At 61.2% G+C, this 18,420-nt stretch carries 17 protein-coding genes and 1 tRNA gene; 10 read left to right on the plus strand and 8 right to left on the minus strand.

Features of this window, described 5'->3' with window-relative positions; translation table 11 throughout:
• Window positions 1-265 precede the first annotated feature (265 nt).
• Window positions 266-886: a TIGR04211 family SH3 domain-containing protein gene (locus tag ACK3CV_RS21795; protein ID WP_019453078.1), complete on the plus strand. Its 621-nt coding sequence runs from the start codon at window positions 266-268 to the stop codon at window positions 884-886.
• Window positions 887-1,008: 122 nt separating this feature from the next.
• Window positions 1,009-2,253: a multifunctional CCA addition/repair protein gene (locus ACK3CV_RS21800; protein WP_164141349.1), complete on the plus strand. Its 1,245-nt coding sequence runs from the start codon at window positions 1,009-1,011 to the stop codon at window positions 2,251-2,253.
• Between the two features lie 38 nt (window positions 2,254-2,291).
• On the opposite strand, the gene bacA is transcribed toward ACK3CV_RS21800, so the two are convergent.
• Both bacA and folB read right to left on the minus strand, forming a co-directional pair.
• Window positions 2,292-3,116, minus strand: coding sequence for an undecaprenyl-diphosphate phosphatase (gene bacA, locus ACK3CV_RS21805; protein WP_164039598.1), 825 nt, complete (start codon window positions 3,114-3,116; stop codon window positions 2,292-2,294).
• A gap of 136 nt (window positions 3,117-3,252) precedes the next feature.
• Window positions 3,253-3,612: a bifunctional dihydroneopterin aldolase/7,8-dihydroneopterin epimerase gene (folB, locus tag ACK3CV_RS21810; RefSeq protein WP_164141370.1), complete on the minus strand. Its 360-nt coding sequence runs from the start codon at window positions 3,610-3,612 to the stop codon at window positions 3,253-3,255.
• Window positions 3,613-3,719: 107 nt separating this feature from the next.
• Here folB and plsY point away from each other — a divergent pair, with 107 nt between their 5' ends.
• On the plus strand, window positions 3,720-4,358 hold the full coding sequence (plsY, locus tag ACK3CV_RS21815; protein ID WP_033636078.1) for a glycerol-3-phosphate 1-O-acyltransferase PlsY: 639 nt from the start codon (window positions 3,720-3,722) through the stop codon (window positions 4,356-4,358).
• Between the two features lie 30 nt (window positions 4,359-4,388).
• On the opposite strand, the gene tsaD is transcribed toward plsY, so the two are convergent.
• Window positions 4,389-5,402 carry a tRNA (adenosine(37)-N6)-threonylcarbamoyltransferase complex transferase subunit TsaD gene (gene tsaD / locus ACK3CV_RS21820; RefSeq protein WP_033636079.1) on the minus strand — a complete coding sequence of 338 codons (1,014 nt, stop codon included), beginning with the start codon at window positions 5,400-5,402 and terminating at the stop codon, window positions 4,389-4,391.
• A 325-nt stretch (window positions 5,403-5,727) separates the two neighbouring features.
• On the opposite strand from tsaD, the gene rpsU reads away from it, so the two are divergent.
• From rpsU to rpoD, 3 genes are all read left to right on the plus strand, one after another.
• Entirely contained in the window at window positions 5,728-5,943 is a 216-nt protein-coding gene (gene rpsU / locus ACK3CV_RS21825) for a 30S ribosomal protein S21 (RefSeq protein WP_001144069.1), read from the plus strand.
• 136 nt (window positions 5,944-6,079) lie between these two features.
• Complete coding sequence (gene dnaG, locus ACK3CV_RS21830; RefSeq protein ID WP_025304325.1) at window positions 6,080-7,828, plus strand: DNA primase; 1,749 nt, start codon at window positions 6,080-6,082, stop codon at window positions 7,826-7,828.
• Window positions 7,829-7,985: 157 nt separating this feature from the next.
• A complete protein-coding gene (gene rpoD, locus ACK3CV_RS21835; RefSeq protein ID WP_033636080.1) occupies window positions 7,986-9,827 on the plus strand; it encodes an RNA polymerase sigma factor RpoD in 1,842 nt (613 codons plus the stop codon).
• Between the two features lie 74 nt (window positions 9,828-9,901).
• On the opposite strand, the gene mug is transcribed toward rpoD, so the two are convergent.
• A complete protein-coding gene (mug, locus tag ACK3CV_RS21840) occupies window positions 9,902-10,390 on the minus strand; it encodes a G/U mismatch-specific DNA glycosylase (protein ID WP_033649053.1) in 489 nt (162 codons plus the stop codon).
• 146 nt (window positions 10,391-10,536) lie between these two features.
• Between mug and ACK3CV_RS21845 the strand changes: the two genes are divergently transcribed.
• A tRNA-Ile gene (locus ACK3CV_RS21845) sits at window positions 10,537-10,612 on the plus strand.
• A gap of 122 nt (window positions 10,613-10,734) precedes the next feature.
• Window positions 10,735-11,175, plus strand: a complete 441-nt coding sequence (locus ACK3CV_RS21850; protein ID WP_033649026.1) for an aminoglycoside N-acetyltransferase AAC(6')-Ic — start codon at window positions 10,735-10,737, stop codon at window positions 11,173-11,175.
• Here the strand turns inward: ACK3CV_RS21850 and ACK3CV_RS21855 are convergent, their stop codons facing one another.
• Window positions 11,176-11,892 (minus strand): HPP family protein, encoded by a 717-nt coding sequence (locus ACK3CV_RS21855; protein ID WP_033654786.1) that lies wholly within the window; start codon window positions 11,890-11,892, stop codon window positions 11,176-11,178.
• A 171-nt stretch (window positions 11,893-12,063) separates the two neighbouring features.
• On the opposite strand from ACK3CV_RS21855, the gene yfcF reads away from it, so the two are divergent.
• Complete coding sequence (yfcF, locus tag ACK3CV_RS21860) at window positions 12,064-12,699, plus strand: glutathione transferase (protein WP_033636084.1); 636 nt, start codon at window positions 12,064-12,066, stop codon at window positions 12,697-12,699.
• Window positions 12,700-12,772: 73 nt separating this feature from the next.
• Here the strand turns inward: yfcF and ACK3CV_RS21865 are convergent, their stop codons facing one another.
• From ACK3CV_RS21865 to ACK3CV_RS21875, 3 genes are read right to left on the minus strand one after another with little or no spacing between them, the layout of a single operon-like run.
• Window positions 12,773-14,014 (minus strand): aromatic amino acid transport family protein, encoded by a 1,242-nt coding sequence (locus tag ACK3CV_RS21865; RefSeq protein WP_033636085.1) that lies wholly within the window; start codon window positions 14,012-14,014, stop codon window positions 12,773-12,775.
• Between the two features lie 58 nt (window positions 14,015-14,072).
• Complete coding sequence (locus ACK3CV_RS21870; RefSeq protein ID WP_164039595.1) at window positions 14,073-15,527, minus strand: NAD-dependent succinate-semialdehyde dehydrogenase; 1,455 nt, start codon at window positions 15,525-15,527, stop codon at window positions 14,073-14,075.
• A 12-nt stretch (window positions 15,528-15,539) separates the two neighbouring features.
• The gene (locus ACK3CV_RS21875) at window positions 15,540-16,805 is read right to left on the minus strand and encodes a 4-aminobutyrate--2-oxoglutarate transaminase (RefSeq protein ID WP_060439231.1); all 1,266 of its coding nucleotides are present in this window, start codon (window positions 16,803-16,805) and stop codon (window positions 15,540-15,542) included.
• Between the two features lie 121 nt (window positions 16,806-16,926).
• Between ACK3CV_RS21875 and pdxR the strand changes: the two genes are divergently transcribed.
• Entirely contained in the window at window positions 16,927-18,417 is a 1,491-nt protein-coding gene (gene pdxR, locus ACK3CV_RS21880; protein WP_164141347.1) for a MocR-like pyridoxine biosynthesis transcription factor PdxR, read from the plus strand.
• The last annotated feature ends 3 nt before the right edge of the window (window positions 18,418-18,420 follow it).

Here is an 18,420-nt window from a genome sequence, read left to right on the forward strand (position 1 = left end):
CAATAAGTTATGCATTCACGTCGGTTTCAGCGCGGCGCGTTCGGCCCGCCGTATGCTGCCCACTGACGCACAGTTGCCGTTATCTTACCGCGATTCCCGGCGCCTTAACCCTGCTAACTGTAGAAAAAACCTGTTACGTTATAAAACACTGCGCAACTCACAGAATCAGCCACAGTAAGATAGTTCTCATTCCGGTTTTGGCGTTGCGTCGTCAGACTGAACCCTCTACTATCGTTCCATAAATTCACCCAGAAACGATGAACTAATGCAGAAATTACGCCTGATTTGCCTTGCCGCGCTGAGCTTCAGCATCACTTGGGCCGCACATGCCGAAGATAAACGCTATATCTCCGATGAGTTAAGCACTTACGTCCATAGCGGCCCAGGTAATCAGTACCGTATTGTCGGCACTCTCAACGCCGGTGAAGAAGTGACCCTGCTGAGCGTCAACGACAGCACCAACTACGGCCAGATCCGCGATCCGAAAGGCCGCACCACCTGGATCCCGCTCGACCAGCTCAGCCAGACGCCAAGCCTGCGCACCCGCGTGCCCGAGCTGGAACAGCAGGTGAAAACCCTGACCGACAAGCTGGCCAACATCGACAACACCTGGAACCAGCGTACCTCGGAAATGCAGGAAAAAGTCGCGGGCAGCGACAGCACCATCAGCAGCCTGCAGAAGGAAAACCAGGATCTGAAAAACCAGCTGGTGGTCGCGCAGAAGAAGGTCAACGCCGTTAACCTGCAGCTCGACGACAAGCAGCGCACCATTATCCTGCAGTGGTTCATGTACGGCGGCGGCGTCGCCGGCGTCGGTTTGCTGCTGGGCCTGCTGTTGCCGCACCTGATCCCGCGCCGCAAGAACAACAACCGCTGGATGAACTGATCTCAGTATCGTTCAGTTTGAGTATGGGCGCCTGCGGGCGCCCTTTTCATTGGCGCCGACATCCCGCGGCCAATTCATGTAATCTGATAGACAGAGCCTTACACGATATTCAGGAGTCAACAGTGCAGATTTATCTGGTCGGCGGCGCCGTTCGCGACAGCCTGCTCAATATTCCGGTGGTCGATCATGATTGGGTGGTGGTGGGCGCCACGCCGGCAGAGCTGCTGGCGTTGGGCTACCAGCAGGTCGGTAAAGATTTTCCGGTGTTCCTCAACCCCGACTCCCACGAGGAGTACGCGCTGGCGCGCACCGAGCGCAAATCCGGCCAGGGGTACACCGGTTTTACCTGCTATGCCGCGCCGGACGTGACGCTGGAAGAAGATCTGCTGCGGCGCGATCTGACCATCAACGCCATCGCCCGCTCCGCCGAAGGAGAGCTGATTGATCCATACGGCGGCGTGGCCGATCTGCAGGCGCGCGTGCTGCGCCACGTTTCCGACGCGTTCGGCGAAGATCCGCTGCGCGTATTGCGCGTGGCGCGATTCAATGCCCGCTTCGCCCATCTGGGTTTTCGCATCGCCGACGAAACGCTCGCCCTGATGCGCCAGATGGCGCACAGCGGTGAACTGGCCGCGCTGACCGCCGAACGCGTCTGGAAGGAAACCGAAAAGGCGCTGCAAAGCCAGAGCCCGCAGGTCTATTTTCAGGTGCTGCGCGATTGCGGTGCGCTGGCGGTGCTGTTCCCGGAAATCGACGCGCTGTTCGGCGTGCCGGCTCCCGCCAAGTGGCACCCGGAGATCGACACCGGCGTACACACGCTGATGGCGTTGGCGATTGCCGCCCGCCTCACGCCGGAGGTGGACGTGCGCTTCGCCACCCTGTGCCACGATCTCGGCAAAGGGTTGACGCCGAAAGAGTTCTGGCCGCATCACCACGGCCACGGCCCGGCGGGCGTGCGGCTGGTCGAAGCGCTGTGCCAGCGGCTGCGGGTGCCCAACCCGGTACGGGATTTGAGCAAGCTGGTGGCCGAGTACCATGATTTGAGCCACACCGTGAACAAGCTGCGTCCGGAGACCCTGTTGAAGCTGTTCGACGCCATCGACGTCTGGCGCAAACCGCAACGGCTGGAGCAGATGATCCTGACCAGCGAAGCGGATGCGCGCGGCCGTACCGGCTTTGAGGAGAATCCTTATCCGCAGGGCGACTATCTGCGCCAGGCGTATCAGGTGGCGAACGCGGTATCTATTAAAGAAGTGGTAGCCAGCGGGCTGCAGGGCACCGCGATCCGCGACGAGCTCAAACGCCGTCGCCAGCAGGCGCTGGCCGACTGGAAACTCAACCAAACCATCCTCAACGATCAGGCATAAAAAAACCCCGCAGAGCGGGGTTTTTCCTGGCATCGGGCTTACAGGAATACCATGTAAACCACGGCCGCCACGATAAAGCGGTAGATGGCGAACGGCACGAACGAGATGCGTTTGATCAGCGACAGGAAGGTTTTGATCGCAATCAGCGCCACCACGAAGGCAGTAACGAAACCGACGGCGAACATCGGCAGGTCGCCCCAGGTCAGGAAGTGCAGGCTCTTGTACAGATCCAGGCCGCTGGCGCCTATCATCATTGGCACCGCCAAAATGAAGGAGAACTCGGACGCCGCATAGCGGTTCACGCCCACCAGCATACCGCCGGCGATAGTGGAACCCGAACGGGAGAAGCCCGGCCACAGCGCCAGGCACTGGAAGCAACCGATCAAAAACGCCTGCCGGTAGGTGATGTCATCCAGCCCTTCCGCACGCGGTTTCTTCGGCTTCAGCCATTCCGCCGCCAGCAGCAGCAGGCCGCCGACCACCAACGCGTACATCACGTTTTTCGGCGCGAACAGCGATTTAATGACATCGTGGAATATCAACCCCAGCACCACCGCCGGGATCATCGCCAACAGGATGTGCCCCAGCTTCAGCCGGCCGTGGGTTTTGCCCTCGTGCTCCACCGGCTTGCCGCCGAAATGGATGCCGATCAGGCCGAACAACCTGCGCCAGAACATCACTACCACCGCCAGGATCGACCCCAGTTGGATGATGACTTCAAAGGTCTTGGCTTTGTCGCCGGTAAAGCCCAGCCACTCGCCAACGATGATCATATGCCCGGTGGAAGACACCGGCAGAAATTCGGTTAATCCCTCGACAACCCCAAGAACAAACGCAATAAACAGTGAATGCATGTCCGTCATGTGCTTCGCTCACCCCATAAATTTGCGACTAACATAAACATAAAAAAGCGGCAGTGCTTAAAGACAATGCCGCTAAAACAATTCTCAGGATTAAGACCAGCTTAACGGTCTTTCGTTGCAAGCAGATGACATAAAATCATGCGGGACGAGTGCCGCGCTCAATGATCACGCCGACCCGATTGGCATGTGCTACAGCGCCCGGTTTGCTGACCTTAATACGGGCCCACGGGGAATTGAAGCGCTGAAGCAAAATTTCGGATATTTCCTCCGCCACGCGTTCCACCAGCGCGAACCGGTTCGATTCAACGTGCCGGATCACGGCGTCGCTGACGTCGGCATAGCTCAGACAGTCAGTTACGTCGTCGCTGGCGGCGGCCGGCCGGTTATCCCAGCCCATTTCGATATCGAACACCAGCTTCTGACGAATGCCCTGTTCCCACTCATAAACGCCAATGGTGGTAATTACGGTAAGCTCTTCAATAAATACGATATCCATCACGTCATTCTCTGTTTTTGGCCTTGCCGGATACCACTTCCAGCGGAATGTGCGTATTATCCATGGATGTTGCGAGTAAAACGACCATTATTAAACGGAACCGCGTTATGAGTGCTACCGCGCTTGGCATGATTATCTTCGCGTATCTGTGCGGCTCGATTTCCAGTGCGATCCTGGTTTGCCGGATCGCCAGGCTGCCGGATCCGCGTGAACATGGCTCAGGAAACCCCGGGGCGACCAACGTCCTGCGCATCGGCGGCCGGCTGGCGGCGGCGGCGGTGCTGGTGTTCGATATTCTGAAAGGGATGCTGCCGGTCTGGCTGGCCTACAAGCTCGATGTGCCGCCGCTGTACCTCGGCCTGACGGCGATCGCCGCCTGTTTGGGGCACATCTATCCGGTGTTCTTCCACTTCCGTGGCGGTAAAGGCGTGGCGACGGCATTTGGCGCCATCGCGCCTATCGGCTGGGATCTGACCGGCCTGATGACCGGTACCTGGCTGTTGACGGTGCTGCTCAGCGGTTACTCTTCGCTCGGCGCCATCGTCAGCGCGCTGATCGCCCCGTTCTACGTCTGGTGGTTCAAACCGCAGTTCACCTTCCCGGTGGCGATGCTCTCCTGCCTGATCCTGATGCGGCATCACGACAATATTCAGCGCCTGTGGCGCGGCCAGGAAGGCAAGATTTGGGGCAAGCTGCGCAAGAAGAAAAACGACGCGGATAACGGCGACCAGCCGAAAGACGAATAGCAGAAGGGCCGGATAATCCGGCCCTTTGTTTTATACCGCAGGCAATTCCGCCAGCGGCCAACGCGGCCGCACCGAAACGCTCAGCTCCGGGTTGGCGCCGCTCTTCAGGCGCACCATGCCGGCATAGGCGATCATCGCGCCGTTGTCGGTGCAAAATTCCGGGCGGGCATAGAACACTTCCCCACCGCGTTTATGCATCATCTCCGCCAGTTTGGCGCGCAGCGTGCGGTTGGCGCTTACGCCGCCGGCCATCACCAGGCGCTTGAAGCCGGTCTGCTCCAGCGCGCGTTTGCATTTGATCGCCAGCGTATCCACCACCGCATCCTCGAAGGCGCGGGCGATGTCGGCACGCGTCTGATCGTCGTTGCCGTTGGAGCGGATGGTGTTGGCGGCGAAGGTTTTCAGCCCGGAGAAACTGAAGTCCAGCCCCGGACGATCGGTCATCGGCCGCGGGAAGATGAAGCGCCCCGCCGAGCCCTGCTGCGCCATCTTCGACAGCATCGGCCCGCCGGGATAATCCAGGCCGAGCAGCTTGGCGGTTTTGTCGAACGCTTCGCCGGCGGCGTCGTCGATCGACTCGCCCAGCAGTTCATACTCACCGATGCCGGTGACGCTGATCAGCTGGGTGTGGCCGCCGGAGACCAGCAGCGCGACGAACGGGAACGCCGGCGGATTGTCTTCCAGCATCGGCGCCAGCAGATGGCCTTCCATATGGTGCACCGGCACCGCCGGCACGTTCCAGGCGAACGCCAGCGCGCGCCCGACGGTCGCGCCGACCAGCAGCGCCCCCACCAGGCCCGGCCCGGCGGTGTAGGCCACGCCGTCGATGTCGGCCGGGGTCAGGTTGGCCTCTTTCAGCGCCGCCTGAATCAGCGGCACGGTTTTGCGCACGTGATCGCGGGAGGCCAGTTCCGGCACCACGCCGCCGTAGTCGGCGTGCAGCTTCACCTGGCTGTATAATTGGTTGGCCAACAAACCGGTTTGATCGTCATACACTGCAATTCCGGTTTCATCGCAGGACGTTTCTATACCCAGTACTCGCATTACATTTCCCATCATTCACGTGCGGCCGCCAGTCTACCACATTCCGCCGCATTTACCGCCAGCGCGGCGCATCTTGTCACCGGCTCGCACCTATGTCGATGATTCATCCAGAAAATGCCCAGGCGATTAAACACGAGCATTTTTTTCTGATTAGTCTATAATCAGCGCCCGGTGCAAAATTGCGCACGTTGCGGCAGAGCGACGCGGGTTTCAATTTGCTGTGGTGCTTTACAAAGCAGCATCCATTGGAGTAAAATTCCGCACCATTTTGAAAAGGCTGGCGCTTGGCCAGCAACAAACCGAATTTTATTGAGGTGAGAGGCACATGCCGGTAATTAAAGTACGTGAAAACGAGCCATTTGACGTTGCTCTGCGTCGTTTCAAACGCTCTTGCGAAAAAGCAGGTGTTTTAGCTGAAGTTCGTCGTCGTGAGTTTTATGAAAAACCAACTACCGAACGTAAACGCGCTAAAGCTTCTGCTGTGAAACGTCACGCGAAGAAACTGGCTCGCGAAAACGCACGCCGCACTCGTCTGTATTAATTCTTCGGGGGCAACCCCACCGCGTGAATTTCTGATTTTCAAAATCGCGCAGACCGAGTAGTTGCATACGAAGGCCGTGCTTTCCGAAAGGAATGCGCGGCTTGTTCTCGTTTATAGGCTAATGAAGTAAGGGCTTATGGCTGGACGAATTCCGCGCGTATTTATCAATGACTTGCTGGCTCGCACCGACATCGTCGATTTGATCGACGCCCGCGTGAAGCTCAAGAAGCAAGGTAAGAACTACCACGCGTGCTGTCCGTTCCACCACGAAAAGACGCCTTCATTTACCGTTAATGGCGAAAAGCAGTTTTATCACTGTTTTGGGTGTGGTGCGCACGGCAACGCCGTCGACTTTTTGATGAATTACGACCGGCTTGAGTTTGTCGAAACCATCGAAGAGCTGGCGACCATGCACGGGCTGGAAGTGCCTTACGAAGCGGGCACCGGGCCAACCCAGATCGAACGCCATCAGCGCCAGAGCCTGTACCAACTGATGGAGCAGCTCAGCGCGTTCTATCAACAGTCACTGCAGCAGTCCTCCGGGGCACCGGCGCGCAGCTATTTGCAGCAGCGCGGATTAAGTGACGACGTTATTCGCCATTTCGCCATCGGCTTCGCGCCGGCGGGATGGGACAACGCCCTGAAGCGTTTCGGCCGCGACGCCGACTCGCGCCGCGCATTGAACGATGCCGGCATGCTGGTGACTAACGATCAGGGGCGTTCGTACGACCGTTTCCGCGAACGGGTGATGTTCCCCATCCGCGACAAACGCGGGCGCGTGATCGCCTTCGGCGGCCGCGTATTGGGCGATGGCATGCCGAAGTACCTGAACTCGCCGGAAACCGAAGTTTTCCATAAGGGCCGCCAGCTTTACGGCCTGTATGAAGCACAGCAGAACCACCCTACCCTGCAGCGGCTGCTGGTGGTGGAAGGGTATATGGACGTGGTGGCGTTGGCGCAATTCGGCATCGATTATGCCGTCGCCTCGCTCGGAACCTCGACGACGGCTGAACACATTCAGCTGCTGTTCCGCGCCACCGACAACGTCGTCTGCTGTTACGACGGCGACCGCGCCGGCCGCGAAGCGGCATGGCGGGCGCTGGAAACCGCGTTGCCGTACCTGAACGACGGGCGCCAGCTGCGGTTCATGTTTTTGCCTGACGGCGAAGACCCGGACACCCTGGTGCGCAAGGAAGGCAAAGAAGCCTTCGAACAGCGAATGGAGCAGGCGCAGCCGCTGTCCACTTTCCTGTTCGAAAGCCTGCTGCCGCAGGTGGATCTGAGCAGCCCGGACGGGCGCGCCAAGCTGAGCACGCTGGCGCTGCCGCTGATTACTCAGGTGCCGGGCGAAACGTTGCGCTTGTACCTGCGCCAGGAGCTCGGCAACAAGCTGGGGCTGCTGGACGACAGCCAGCTCGACAAGCTGATGCCCAAGCAGGCGGAAAATGCGAATCCTTATCAGGCGCCCCAGCTAAAACGCACAACCATGCGTATACTGATAGGGCTACTGGTGCAAAATCCGCAGTTGGCTACACTTATCCCTTCGCTTGAAGGGCTGGAGCAGACCAAACAGGCGGGATTGCCGCTGTTCGTCGAACTGGTGCAGACCTGTTTGGCGCAGCCGGGCCTGACGACCGGGCAATTGCTGGAGCTGTATCGCGACAACAAATTCAGCCAGCAGCTTGAAACCTTGGCGACCTGGAACCATATGATCGTTGAGGATATGGTCGAGCAGACCTTTTTGGATACGTTGGCCAGCCTGTACGACTCGGTGCTCGAGCAACGGCTGGAAACGCTGATCGCCCAGGCCAGAACGCGCGGCCTGAGCCCGGAGGAACGTGAAGAAGTCCGTTCCCTCAACCAGGTTTTAGCGAAGAAAAACTGAATACCAAACGGCTTAAGTGCCGATAATTGCGAGGGCAGAGCCCTGCACAGTGCCGCCATAGTGGGCCGCGGCGATAACGAAAACGCCCCAAATGCTATTGTTGGCGGTTTCGCCGACCGACACCAACCTAAATACTCTGAAGTGTGGATACCGTCTTATGGAGCAAAACCCGCAGTCACAGCTGAAGCTACTTGTCACCCGTGGTAAGGAGCAAGGCTATCTGACCTATGCTGAGGTCAATGACCATCTGCCGGAAGATATCGTCGACTCCGATCAGATCGAAGACATCATCCAGATGATTAACGACATGGGCATCCAGGTGATGGAAGAAGCACCGGACGCCGATGACCTGCTGCTCGCCGAAAACTCGAACAGCACGGACGAAGATGCGGAAGAAGCCGCCGCACAGGTTCTGTCCAGCGTGGAATCCGAAATCGGCCGCACCACCGACCCGGTGCGCATGTACATGCGCGAAATGGGTACCGTCGAACTGCTGACGCGCGAAGGCGAAATCGACATCGCCAAGCGCATCGAAGACGGCATCAACCAGGTGCAGTGCTCGGTTGCCGAATACCCGGAAGCCATTACCTACCTGCTTGAACAATACGATCGCGTCGAAGCGGGCGAAGCGCGCCTGTCCGACCTGATCACCGGCTTCGTCGATCCTAACGCGGAAGAGGACATCGCCCCAACCGCCACCCACATCGGTTCCGAACTGTCGAGCGAAGAGCAAGACGACGACGAAGAAGATGAGGATGCCGAAGAGGACGACACCGAAGACGACAACAGCATCGATCCTGAGCTGGCGCGTCAGAAGTTCGCCGAGCTGCGCGATCAGTATGAAGCGACGCGCTTGGTGATCAAGAAGAACGGCCGCAGCCACGCCAGCGCCGCGGACGAGATCCTGAAGCTGTCCGAAGTGTTCAAGCAGTTCCGCCTGGTGCCGAAACAGTTCGACTTCCTGGTCAACAGCATGCGCACCATGATGGATCGCGTTCGCACCCAGGAACGCATCATCATGAAGCTGTGCGTTGAACAGTGCAAAATGCCGAAGAAAAACTTCGTCACCCTGTTCGCCGGCAACGAAACCAGCGATTCCTGGTTCGAAGCCGCGCTGGCGATGGCCAAGCCATGGTCGGAAAAGCTGAAAGACGTGGCTGAAGACGTGCAGCGCAGCCTGCAGAAACTGCGTCAGATCGAAGAAGAAACCGGCCTGACCATCGAGCAGGTCAAAGACATCAACCGTCGCATGTCGATCGGTGAAGCGAAAGCGCGCCGCGCGAAGAAAGAAATGGTTGAGGCCAACCTGCGTCTGGTTATTTCTATCGCCAAGAAATACACCAACCGCGGCCTGCAGTTCCTGGATCTGATTCAGGAAGGCAACATCGGCCTGATGAAAGCGGTAGACAAGTTCGAATACCGCCGCGGCTACAAGTTCTCGACGTACGCCACCTGGTGGATCCGTCAGGCTATCACCCGCTCCATCGCCGACCAGGCGCGCACCATCCGTATTCCGGTGCATATGATTGAGACCATCAACAAGCTCAACCGTATTTCGCGCCAGATGCTGCAAGAGATGGGCCGCGAGCCGACGCCGGAAGAGCTGGCCGAGCGCATGCTGATGCCGGAAGACAAGATCCGCAAGGTGCTGAAGATCGCCAAAGAGCCAATCTCGATGGAGACGCCGATCGGCGACGACGAAGATTCGCATCTGGGCGACTTCATCGAGGATACCACCCTCGAGCTGCCGCTGGATTCCGCGACCTCGGAAAGCCTGCGCTCCGCCACCCACGACGTGCTGGCCGGCCTGACCGCGCGCGAAGCGAAAGTGCTGCGCATGCGTTTCGGCATCGACATGAACACCGACCACACGCTGGAAGAGGTCGGCAAGCAGTTTGACGTTACCCGTGAGCGTATTCGTCAGATCGAAGCCAAGGCGCTGCGCAAGCTGCGTCACCCAAGCCGCTCCGAAGTGCTGCGCAGCTTCCTGGACGACTAAGTCCGGCTGCCGCCCCCAAAACAAAAACCCCGGCCTGCCGGGGTTTTTTTATGCCCTGAATACGCCTCGCCGCATCATTGCAGCGCCAGGAACAGCTCGCGATAGCTGGCGGTAAGCTGCTCCAGGGTGGCGCGGTTCAATCCGCTGGGGTTGGGCAATACCCACACCTCAGTTTCCCCCAACGTCAGCGTCTGCTTGCCCCAGGGCGCATTTTTCACCCCGAAGGCGGTGGTGAACGCCTGCTTGCCCAAAATCGCCAGCGCGCGCGGCTGATAGCGCAGGATCTTCTCTTGCAGCGCCTCGCCGCCGCTGCGCAACTCGTCGCGCGACAGCTCGCTGGCCGCCACCGTCGGGCGCGCCACCAGCGCGGTAATGCCGCAGCCGTTGTCCTTCAGCTGCTGCCACTGCTCCGGCGCCAGCTGGCTCTCGGTAAAGCCGGCCTGATGGATCACCTTCCAGAAGCGATTGCTGCCGTTGGCGAAAGGATAGCCCTGATGGGCGGAAGAAAGACCGGGGTTGATGCCGCAAAACACCACCCGCAGATTGGGCGCCAGAAGTTCCATGAGTGTCGTGAGTCCATTGCAGGGATTTACTGCGGTTATCGCAAAATCCGCCAGCAATTACAACAGGCTAGAACTGTGCAGAAAAGCAACATACGGGCGAGTAACAGTAGACCGCCGCTTAAGGATTCCCTATAATCTCGCGGCTTGGCCCCTTAGCTCAGTGGTTAGAGCAGGCGACTCATAATCGCTTGGTCGTTGGTTCAAACCCAACAGGGGCCACCAAATTTTTGCTGTTTTCACAGCCTTACAAGCCATCCTGTCCGGGGTGGCTTTTTTGTTTCCCGCCTGCGTGCCACACTTCTCTCTCGGCATTCCTGATTTATTCCGACTCATAAGGATCCCGCATGATCGTCATCTGCGACCACGACAACCTCGACGCCTGGCTGGCGCTGCGCACCGCGCTGTGGCCGTCCGGCTCGCCTGAAGATCACCGCGCGGAAATGCGCGAGATACTGGCTTCACCGCACCACACCGCGTTTATGGCGCGGGGGCTGGACGGCGCTTTCGTTGCCTTTGCCGAGGTCGCGCTGCGCTACGATTACGTCAACGGCTGCGAATCGTCGCCGGTGGCGTTTTTGGAAGGAATTTATACCGCCGAACGCGCCCGCCGCCAGGGCTGGGCCGCGCGCCTGATCGCGCAGGTGCAGGAGTGGGCGAAGCAACAGGGGTGCAGCGAGCTGGCGTCGGATACCGATATCGCCAATCTGGACTCCCAGCGCCTGCATGCGGCGCTGGGCTTTGCCGAAACGGAGCGGGTAGTGTTTTACCGCAAAACGCTGGGCTGATCAGGCAGTTTTGCTTTGCCGCTGATGCGCCAGCTGCTCGGCGCGCAGCAGGATCTCCTGCAAATCGTCCTCGTCGATATCGAACAGATCCCCCTCCATCAGCGCCTCGTGCAGATCGCCGCGGGTGATGGACACGGCATCGATCGGCAGATTGGCCGGCTTGGCCTCCGCCGGCGCCAGCGCGTGCGGGTAGCGTCGCCCGGCCAGGTTATTGAACAGAATGGCCAGCGCCGCCAGCAGCACCGAGTTCAGCAGCACCGGGTACAGCACGAAGTGGTAGCCCATCTGATGAATGCCGGGGCCGCCGAGGATAGCGGTGAGCGCCACCGCGCCACCCGGCGGATGCAGGCAGCGCAGCTTGAACATCAGGCCGATGGCCACCGCCGCCGCTATGCCGCAGGCCAGCCCCGGATCGGGGATCAGCAGGCCGGCGCTGACGCCCACCGTCGCCGCCAGCGCATTGCCGCCGACGATCGACCAGGGCTGCGCCAGCGGGCTGTTGGGCACGCCGAACAGCAACACCGCCGAGGCGCCCATCGGCGCGATAAACCACAGGTTCACCTCGCCCAAAATAAAGTGGCTGATCCAGCCGGCGAGCATCAGCCCCAAACCGGCGCCGACGCTGGAAATCAGCATCTCTCGCTTGCCCACCGCCAGCGGGTGCGGCCACAGGCGCGCGCATCCCACTTTCACTCGTTCTATCCACTGCGTCTTCATGTTACCCAATACGGCTCAATTCACGTGTTGGCAACAAATATATCACATCATCCGGAAGGAACTCACGGCGCTGCAGGCCGCGGCATCAAACAACTTTTGACCTAACAGATTGATTTTTAGCCATCCCTCGACAATGATGAATGTTCTCCCCTTAACCCCGAGGAACCGCCGATGTCTCAACCGATCACCGAGCTTTACACCGACAGTGAATTTTTCAGCCCGTACGCCATGTCCGCCTTTGTCGTGCTGACGGAAAAAGGCATTCCGTTCACCGTGAAGACGGTGGATCTGGCGAAAGAAGAGAATAAAGAGGCGGCCTACGCGGCGCTGTCGCTCACCCGCCGGGTGCCGACGCTGGCCATCGGCGAGTTTCAGCTCTCGGAGTCTTCGGCGATCGCCGAATACCTGGAGGACATCCATCCGGCCCACGCCGTGTACCCGCGCGACGTGAAGCTGCGCGCCAAGGCGCGCGAGATTCAAGCCTGGCTGCGCAGCGATCTGCTGCCGATCCGCGCCGAGCGCTCGACCGAAGTGGTGTTCAACAACGGCAAGTTCCCGCCGCTGTCCGAAGCCGCACAGGGGGCCGCACGCAAGCTGATCGACGCCGTCGAAAAGCTGTTGAGCCATGGGCAGGATAATCTATTCAGGGAGTGGTGCATCGCCGACACCGATCTGGCGCTGATGCTCAACCGGCTGGTGATGCACGGCGATCCGGTGCCGGAGCGCCTGCGCCACTATGCGCACAAGCAGTGGCAGCGCCCGTCGGTGCAGGCCTGGCTGGCGCTGTCGGCAAAGCGGCGCGCCTGAGAAAAAAATCGGCGGCCACGACGCCGCCGTTCTCAATACCGAGAAACAACATCACTGCTTGAGGGAAGGCAAATCACCATCCAGAGGGCAGATAGCCTAACAATGAAGCGATGGCGTACACCGCGCTGGCCAGGTACAGCAGCACAATGCTGATCTGCAGCAGCGGGTGCGTGATCCAGTTGCACTGCCAGCGCGGGGTTTGGTCGCCGTGTTTGCGCGCGCCGCGCAGGATCAGCATCGGCATGATCGACAGGATCACCCCGCTGAACACCCCGGCGAAGTAGAGCGCGTTGACGAACGACACCAGCCCGCTGTAGGCCAGCGCGAACGGCGGCACCACCACCAGCAGCAGCACGCCGAAGCGGCGCAGCGGCAGCTCGTCGTTGCCCAGCCGGAACTTGTCGAAAATATTGGTCAGGAAGCTGCCGCCCAATCCCCAGTAGGAAGTCAGCATCGCGCACAGCGCGAAGATGTTGGCGGAGAAGAACGCCCACTGCCCCAGCGCCTGGCCCCAGGAGATGGTGGCCACGTCGGAGATGCCATCCAGCCCGCTGAGCGCAATCACCGACATCGGCACCGCCGCCAGCAAAATGAAAGTCACCGCCATGCCGACGATGATCGCCTTCGGCAACTGCTCCGGCTTGTCGGCAAAGCCGCGCGCCATTTCCGGCACGATGTACTGCGCCGAGAAGCAGAACACCACCACGTTGAACACCGGCACCATAAAGCGCCAGTCGCCGTCCAGCAGGTTGCGCATCTGGGTGGTGTCTTTCAGCAGCGTCGCCGCCACCAGCGCGGTCAACATTACCACCATGCCGATGCTGATGAACTTCTCGCCGCGGCCAATCGCTTTCAACCCAAGGTACAGCACGCCGGCGGCGGGCACGAAGAACAGCAGGCTGCCCAGCGCCGGCGAGATGCCGAACAGCGATTGCAGCAGCTTGCCGCTGCCGGTCATGTAGGCGGTAAGCGCCCCGACGCTGTTGACGCACACCGAAGCGAACATCAGCCAGGCGCCCAGGCCACCGACGTAGCGCTTCGCCAGCCCGCTCAGCTGCAGATGCGCGCGGGTGCGCAGCGTGGATTCGGCGACGTACAGCATGGTGATGGTGGTCAGGCTTCCCACCAGCACCAGCCAGAACAGCAGCGGCAGAAAGCCGGCCTTGCTGGAGGCGTAGGCGATGGAGAGCACCCCAGCGCCGATGTTGGTGCCGACGATCATCGCCACCCCTTCGAGGAAACTTAACGATTTGGCGGGTGCAGGTGCTCGCACCCCGGCGGCAAGCGCCGGAGAAACAGAGATATTATCAGACATGCATCATCCTTTATCGCCCGGCGACGCTGGCCGCCGGGATGGGTTAACGTCCTGACGCTCAACAGCTCACATCGATACACAGGTATTTCAGCTCCAGATATTCTTCTATCCCGTAGCGCGATCCTTCACGCCCGAGCCCTGACTGTTTCACGCCGCCGAACGGCGCCACTTCGTTGGAAATCAGCCCGGTGTTGATGCCGACCATGCCGTACTCCAGCGCTTCCGGCACGCGCCACTGGCGCGCGGCGTTCTGCGTGAACAGGTAGGCGGCCAGGCCGAATTCGGTGTCGTTGGCCATGGCGATGGCTTCCGCCTCGTCATGGAAGCGGAACAGCGGCGCCACCGGCCCGAAGGTCTCTTCTGTGGCGAAGCGCATTTTCTGCGTCACGCCGGTCACCACCGTCGGCTGGAAGAAGGTGCCGCCCAGCGCGTGCGGCTGGCCACCGGTGGCGATCTGCGCCCCTTTGATCAGCGCATCGTCGATATGGCTCTGCACCTTCGCCACCGCATCGCTGTCGATCAGCGGCCCCTGGGTGGTGCCTTCCTGGCTGCCGTCGCCGACTTTCAACTGCTCGACCGCCGCCACCAGTTTCTCCGCCAGCCGCTCGTAGATGCCGTCCTGCACGTAGATGCGGTTGGCGCAAACGCAGGTCTGGCCGCTGTTGCGGAACTTGGAGGCCATGATGCCCGCCACCGCCGCGTCCAGATTGGCGTCGTCGAACACGATGACCGGCGCGTTGCCGCCCAGCTCCAGCGACAGCTTCTTGATGCTCGGCGCGCATTGCGCCATCAGAATGCGGCCGACCTCGGTCGAACCGGTAAAGCTCAGCTTGCGCACCACCGGGCTGTCGCACAGCACCTTGCCCACCTGCGCCGCTTCCCCGGTCACCACCTGCAACACGCCGGCGGGAATGCCGGCGTCCTGCGCCAGCTTGGCCAGCGCCAGCGCGGTCAACGGCGTTTGCTCGGCCGGTTTGACGATGATGGCGCAGCCCGCCGCCAGCGCCGGCGCCACCTTGCGGGTGATCATCGCCGCCGGGAAGTTCCACGGGGTGATGGCCGCGCACACGCCGATCGGCTGCTTCACTACCACCAGGCGCTGCGAAGCCTGCGGCGCCTGCAATACCGCGCCGTCCACCCGCTTGGCCTCTTCGGCGAACCAGGTGATGAACGACGCGGCGTAGGCCACTTCGCCGCGCGCTTCCGCCAGCGATTTACCCTGCTCAGCGGTCATCAGCTGCGCCAGATCTTCCTGTGCGGCCAGCACCTTGTCGGCCCAGGCCAACAGCAGCGCGGAACGCTGCTTGGCGGTCAGCTGTTTCCAGTCGTTTTGCGCCCGCTGCGCCGCCGCGATCGCCTGCTGGGTTTCCTCTTCGCTGACCAGCGGAATGCTGGCCAGCTCGGCGCCGGTGGCCGGGTTGATCACCGCTTCGCGCTTGCCGCTCAGGGCATCGCACCATTCACCGTTGATCAGACACTGGCTGCGCAACAGCTCGGGATTGTTCAATTTCATGCCGTTCGCTCCTTAGTGAGCCAGCGCGCGGGACAGGATGCCCATCGCCTTGGTGAACTGATCGTCCGGGATGGTCAGCGGATACAGGAAGCGGATCACGTTGCCGTTCACGCCGCAGCTCAGCAGCAGCAGCCCTTCTTTCATCGCCTTCTGCTGCACCTGACGGGTGATATCGGCTGATGGTTTACCGGTGGCCGGATCGTTGAACTCCACCGCCACCATCGAACCTTGCGCCCGCACATCCGCAATTGCCGGGCTGGTTTTGCGCGCCTGCTGCAGCACTTCCACCAGGTGCTGCCCCAAGCGCTGGGCGCGCTGGCACAGCTGCTCTTCGTCGATCACGTCCAGCACCGCGTGCGCGGCGGCCACCGCCAGCGGGTTGCCGGCATAGGTGCCGCCCAGCCCGCCCGGCGCCGGCGCGTCCATCACCTCGGCGCGGCCCGCCACCGCCGACAGTGGCATGCCGCCCGCCAGGCTTTTCGCCATGGTGATCAGATCCGGTTTAACGCTGTAGTGCTCCATGGCGAACAGCTTGCCGGTACGGGCGAAGCCGGTCTGTACTTCGTCGGCAATGAGAAGAATGCCGTGCTGGTCGCACAGCGCGCGCAACGCCTGCATAAAGTCGGCCGGCGCCACGTTGAAACCGCCTTCGCCCTGCACCGGCTCCAGCACGATCGCCGCCACCTGCTTGGGATCGATATCCGCTTTAAACAGGCGATCCAGGCTGTTCATCGCGTCTTCGGTAGTCACGCCGTACAGCGCATTCGGGTACTGGCCGTGAAACACCGAACCGGGGAACGGCCCGAAGCCCAGTTTGTAAGGCGCCACTTTGCCGGTCAGCGCCATGGTCATGTAGGTACGGCCGTGGAAGCCGCCGCCGAAGGTGATCAACCCCGGGCGGCCGGTGTAAGCACGGGCGATCTTCACCGCGTTTTCCACCGCCTCCGCGCCGGTGGTGAAGAACGCGGTTTTACACGGGCCGGCGATCGGCGCGCGCTGGTTGATGCGCTCCGCCAACGAGACATAGCTTTCGTAGGGAACGATCTGATAGGCGGTGTGGGTGAAGGCCTGCAGCTGCTTTTCAATCGCGGCGATCACCTTCGGGTGGCGATGGCCGGTGTTCAGCACGGCGATCCCCGAGGCGAAGTCGATCACTTCATTGCCTTCCACATCCCACAGCGTAGCGTTCTCTGCGCGCTCGGCGTAAAAACCACACATCACGCCCACTCCGCGCGGGGTGGCGTCCTGACGGCGTTGGTTCAATTCTGCGTTTTTCATGCTGTTCTCTCCGGTCGGTGCCAGTTACACGTTTCGTTCACATTCGTGAAACAATGCCGTTTATTTACACAGGATGTGGCCCTATAATCGAGTGCCAGTTACGAATAATTGAGGGATCCAATTGCGCTCATTGAGTGGTGATCTGTTGCTGCAGCGCCTCGGCGAGCAACCCGATGACAAGCTGCACAAGCGGCTTTACAACGCGATCCGCACCAGCATTCTCGACGGCAGCCTGCCGCCCTCCAGCCGCTTGCCCGCTTCGCGCGATCTGGCGCAGGAGCTCAGCCTATCCCGCAACACCGTATTAACCGTTTATGAACAACTGCTGGCGGAAGGCTACGTATCGGCGCGCGCCGGCAGCGGCACCTTCGTCGCCGACACGGTGCCGGACAGCTGCCTCTCCACCGGCGGCGCGCCGGCCGACGGCAGCGGGCAACCGCGCCGCGTCGAACTGTCCGAGCGCGGCGCCACGCTGCTGCACCACGCCAGCGCCAGCCCCAAACAGTGGGGGGCGTTCATTCCCGGCGTGCCCGACGTCAACGCCTTTCCCCATCAGCTGTTCAGCAAGATCCAGGCGCGCCTCAGCCGCCGCCCGGCGCCGCAGCGGCTGACCTACAGCAATCAAGGCGGCAGCCCGGAGCTGCAGCATGCGTTGGTGGAGTATTTACGGGTGGCGCGCTCGGTGCGCTGCTCGCCGGAACAGATCCTGATCACCGAGGGCATTCATCAGGCGATCGATCTGGTGACGCGCATGTTGTGTAATCCGGGGGATGACGCCTGGATCGAAGAGCCGGGCTATTGGGGGATCCGCAATATCCTGCGCATCAATGCGCTGAACATCTGCCCGCTGGCGGTGGACGAAGCCGGGCTGGTGCCGCCGGAGCCGCCGACCACCCCGCCCCGCCTGATTTTCGTCACTCCGTCGCACCAGTATCCGCTCGGCTCGGTGATGAGCTTGGCGCGCCGCCAACGGCTGCTGGCGCTGGCGCGCAACGCCGGCGGCTGGATCGTCGAGGACGACTACGACAGCGAATTCCGCTTTTCCGGCCAACCGATCCCGGCGCTGCAAGGGCTGGAAGCCGACGCGCCGGTGATTTACATCGGCACCTTCAGCAAAACGCTCTATCCGGCGCTGCGCCTCGGCTATGTGGTGTTGCCGCCGCCGCTGGTGCAGGCGCTGAAAACCGCCCACGCCGAGCTGTACCGCGGCGGGCACCTGCTGATCCAGAGCGCGCTGGCGGAGTTTATTCAGGCGGGGCATTACACCGCGCATATCCGCCGCATGCGGCTACTGTATGCCCGGCGGCGCGCTTTCCTGACCGGCTTGATCGAACAGCACCTCGGCAAACAGGCGCTCAGCGAGTTCAACAGCAACGCCGGGCTGCATCTGATCCTCAACCTGCCGGACGAGGCCGACGACGTGGCGATCGCCGCCGCCGCCGGCGCGCGCGGGGTGCTGGTGCGGCCGCTGTCGCGCTACTACATGCAGCCCAACCGCCGGCGCGGCCTGCTGATGGGGTTTGCCTGCGTACCGGAAGAGCAGATGGCCGCCGCCTTCACCCAGTTGCTGGCGTGCATCAACGCGCCCGAAATGAAAAAGGCGGCTCCTTAGGGC

Source organism: Serratia sp. TSO36 (assembly GCF_057808395.1).

What these genes read in the sequence shown, in the direction of transcription:
- ACK3CV_RS21795 (WP_019453078.1), top strand. Translation starts at nt 266, where the DNA reads ATGCAGAAATTACGCCTGATTTGCCTTGCCGCGCTGAGCTTCAGCATC.
- bacA (WP_164039598.1), bottom strand. Translation starts at nt 3,116, where the DNA reads ATGACGGACATGCATTCACTGTTTATTGCGTTTGTTCTTGGGGTTGTC.
- folB (WP_164141370.1), bottom strand. Translation starts at nt 3,612, where the DNA reads ATGGATATCGTATTTATTGAAGAGCTTACCGTAATTACCACCATTGGC.
- plsY (WP_033636078.1), top strand. Translation starts at nt 3,720, where the DNA reads ATGAGTGCTACCGCGCTTGGCATGATTATCTTCGCGTATCTGTGCGGC.
- tsaD (WP_033636079.1), bottom strand. Translation starts at nt 5,402, where the DNA reads ATGCGAGTACTGGGTATAGAAACGTCCTGCGATGAAACCGGAATTGCA.
- rpsU (WP_001144069.1), top strand. Translation starts at nt 5,728, where the DNA reads ATGCCGGTAATTAAAGTACGTGAAAACGAGCCATTTGACGTTGCTCTG.
- dnaG (WP_025304325.1), top strand. Translation starts at nt 6,080, where the DNA reads ATGGCTGGACGAATTCCGCGCGTATTTATCAATGACTTGCTGGCTCGC.
- rpoD (WP_033636080.1), top strand. Translation starts at nt 7,986, where the DNA reads ATGGAGCAAAACCCGCAGTCACAGCTGAAGCTACTTGTCACCCGTGGT.
- mug (WP_033649053.1), bottom strand. Translation starts at nt 10,390, where the DNA reads ATGGAACTTCTGGCGCCCAATCTGCGGGTGGTGTTTTGCGGCATCAAC.
- ACK3CV_RS21850 (WP_033649026.1), top strand. Translation starts at nt 10,735, where the DNA reads ATGATCGTCATCTGCGACCACGACAACCTCGACGCCTGGCTGGCGCTG.
- ACK3CV_RS21855 (WP_033654786.1), bottom strand. Translation starts at nt 11,892, where the DNA reads ATGAAGACGCAGTGGATAGAACGAGTGAAAGTGGGATGCGCGCGCCTG.
- yfcF (WP_033636084.1), top strand. Translation starts at nt 12,064, where the DNA reads ATGTCTCAACCGATCACCGAGCTTTACACCGACAGTGAATTTTTCAGC.
- ACK3CV_RS21865 (WP_033636085.1), bottom strand. Translation starts at nt 14,014, where the DNA reads ATGTCTGATAATATCTCTGTTTCTCCGGCGCTTGCCGCCGGGGTGCGA.
- ACK3CV_RS21870 (WP_164039595.1), bottom strand. Translation starts at nt 15,527, where the DNA reads ATGAAATTGAACAATCCCGAGCTGTTGCGCAGCCAGTGTCTGATCAAC.
- ACK3CV_RS21875 (WP_060439231.1), bottom strand. Translation starts at nt 16,805, where the DNA reads ATGAAAAACGCAGAATTGAACCAACGCCGTCAGGACGCCACCCCGCGC.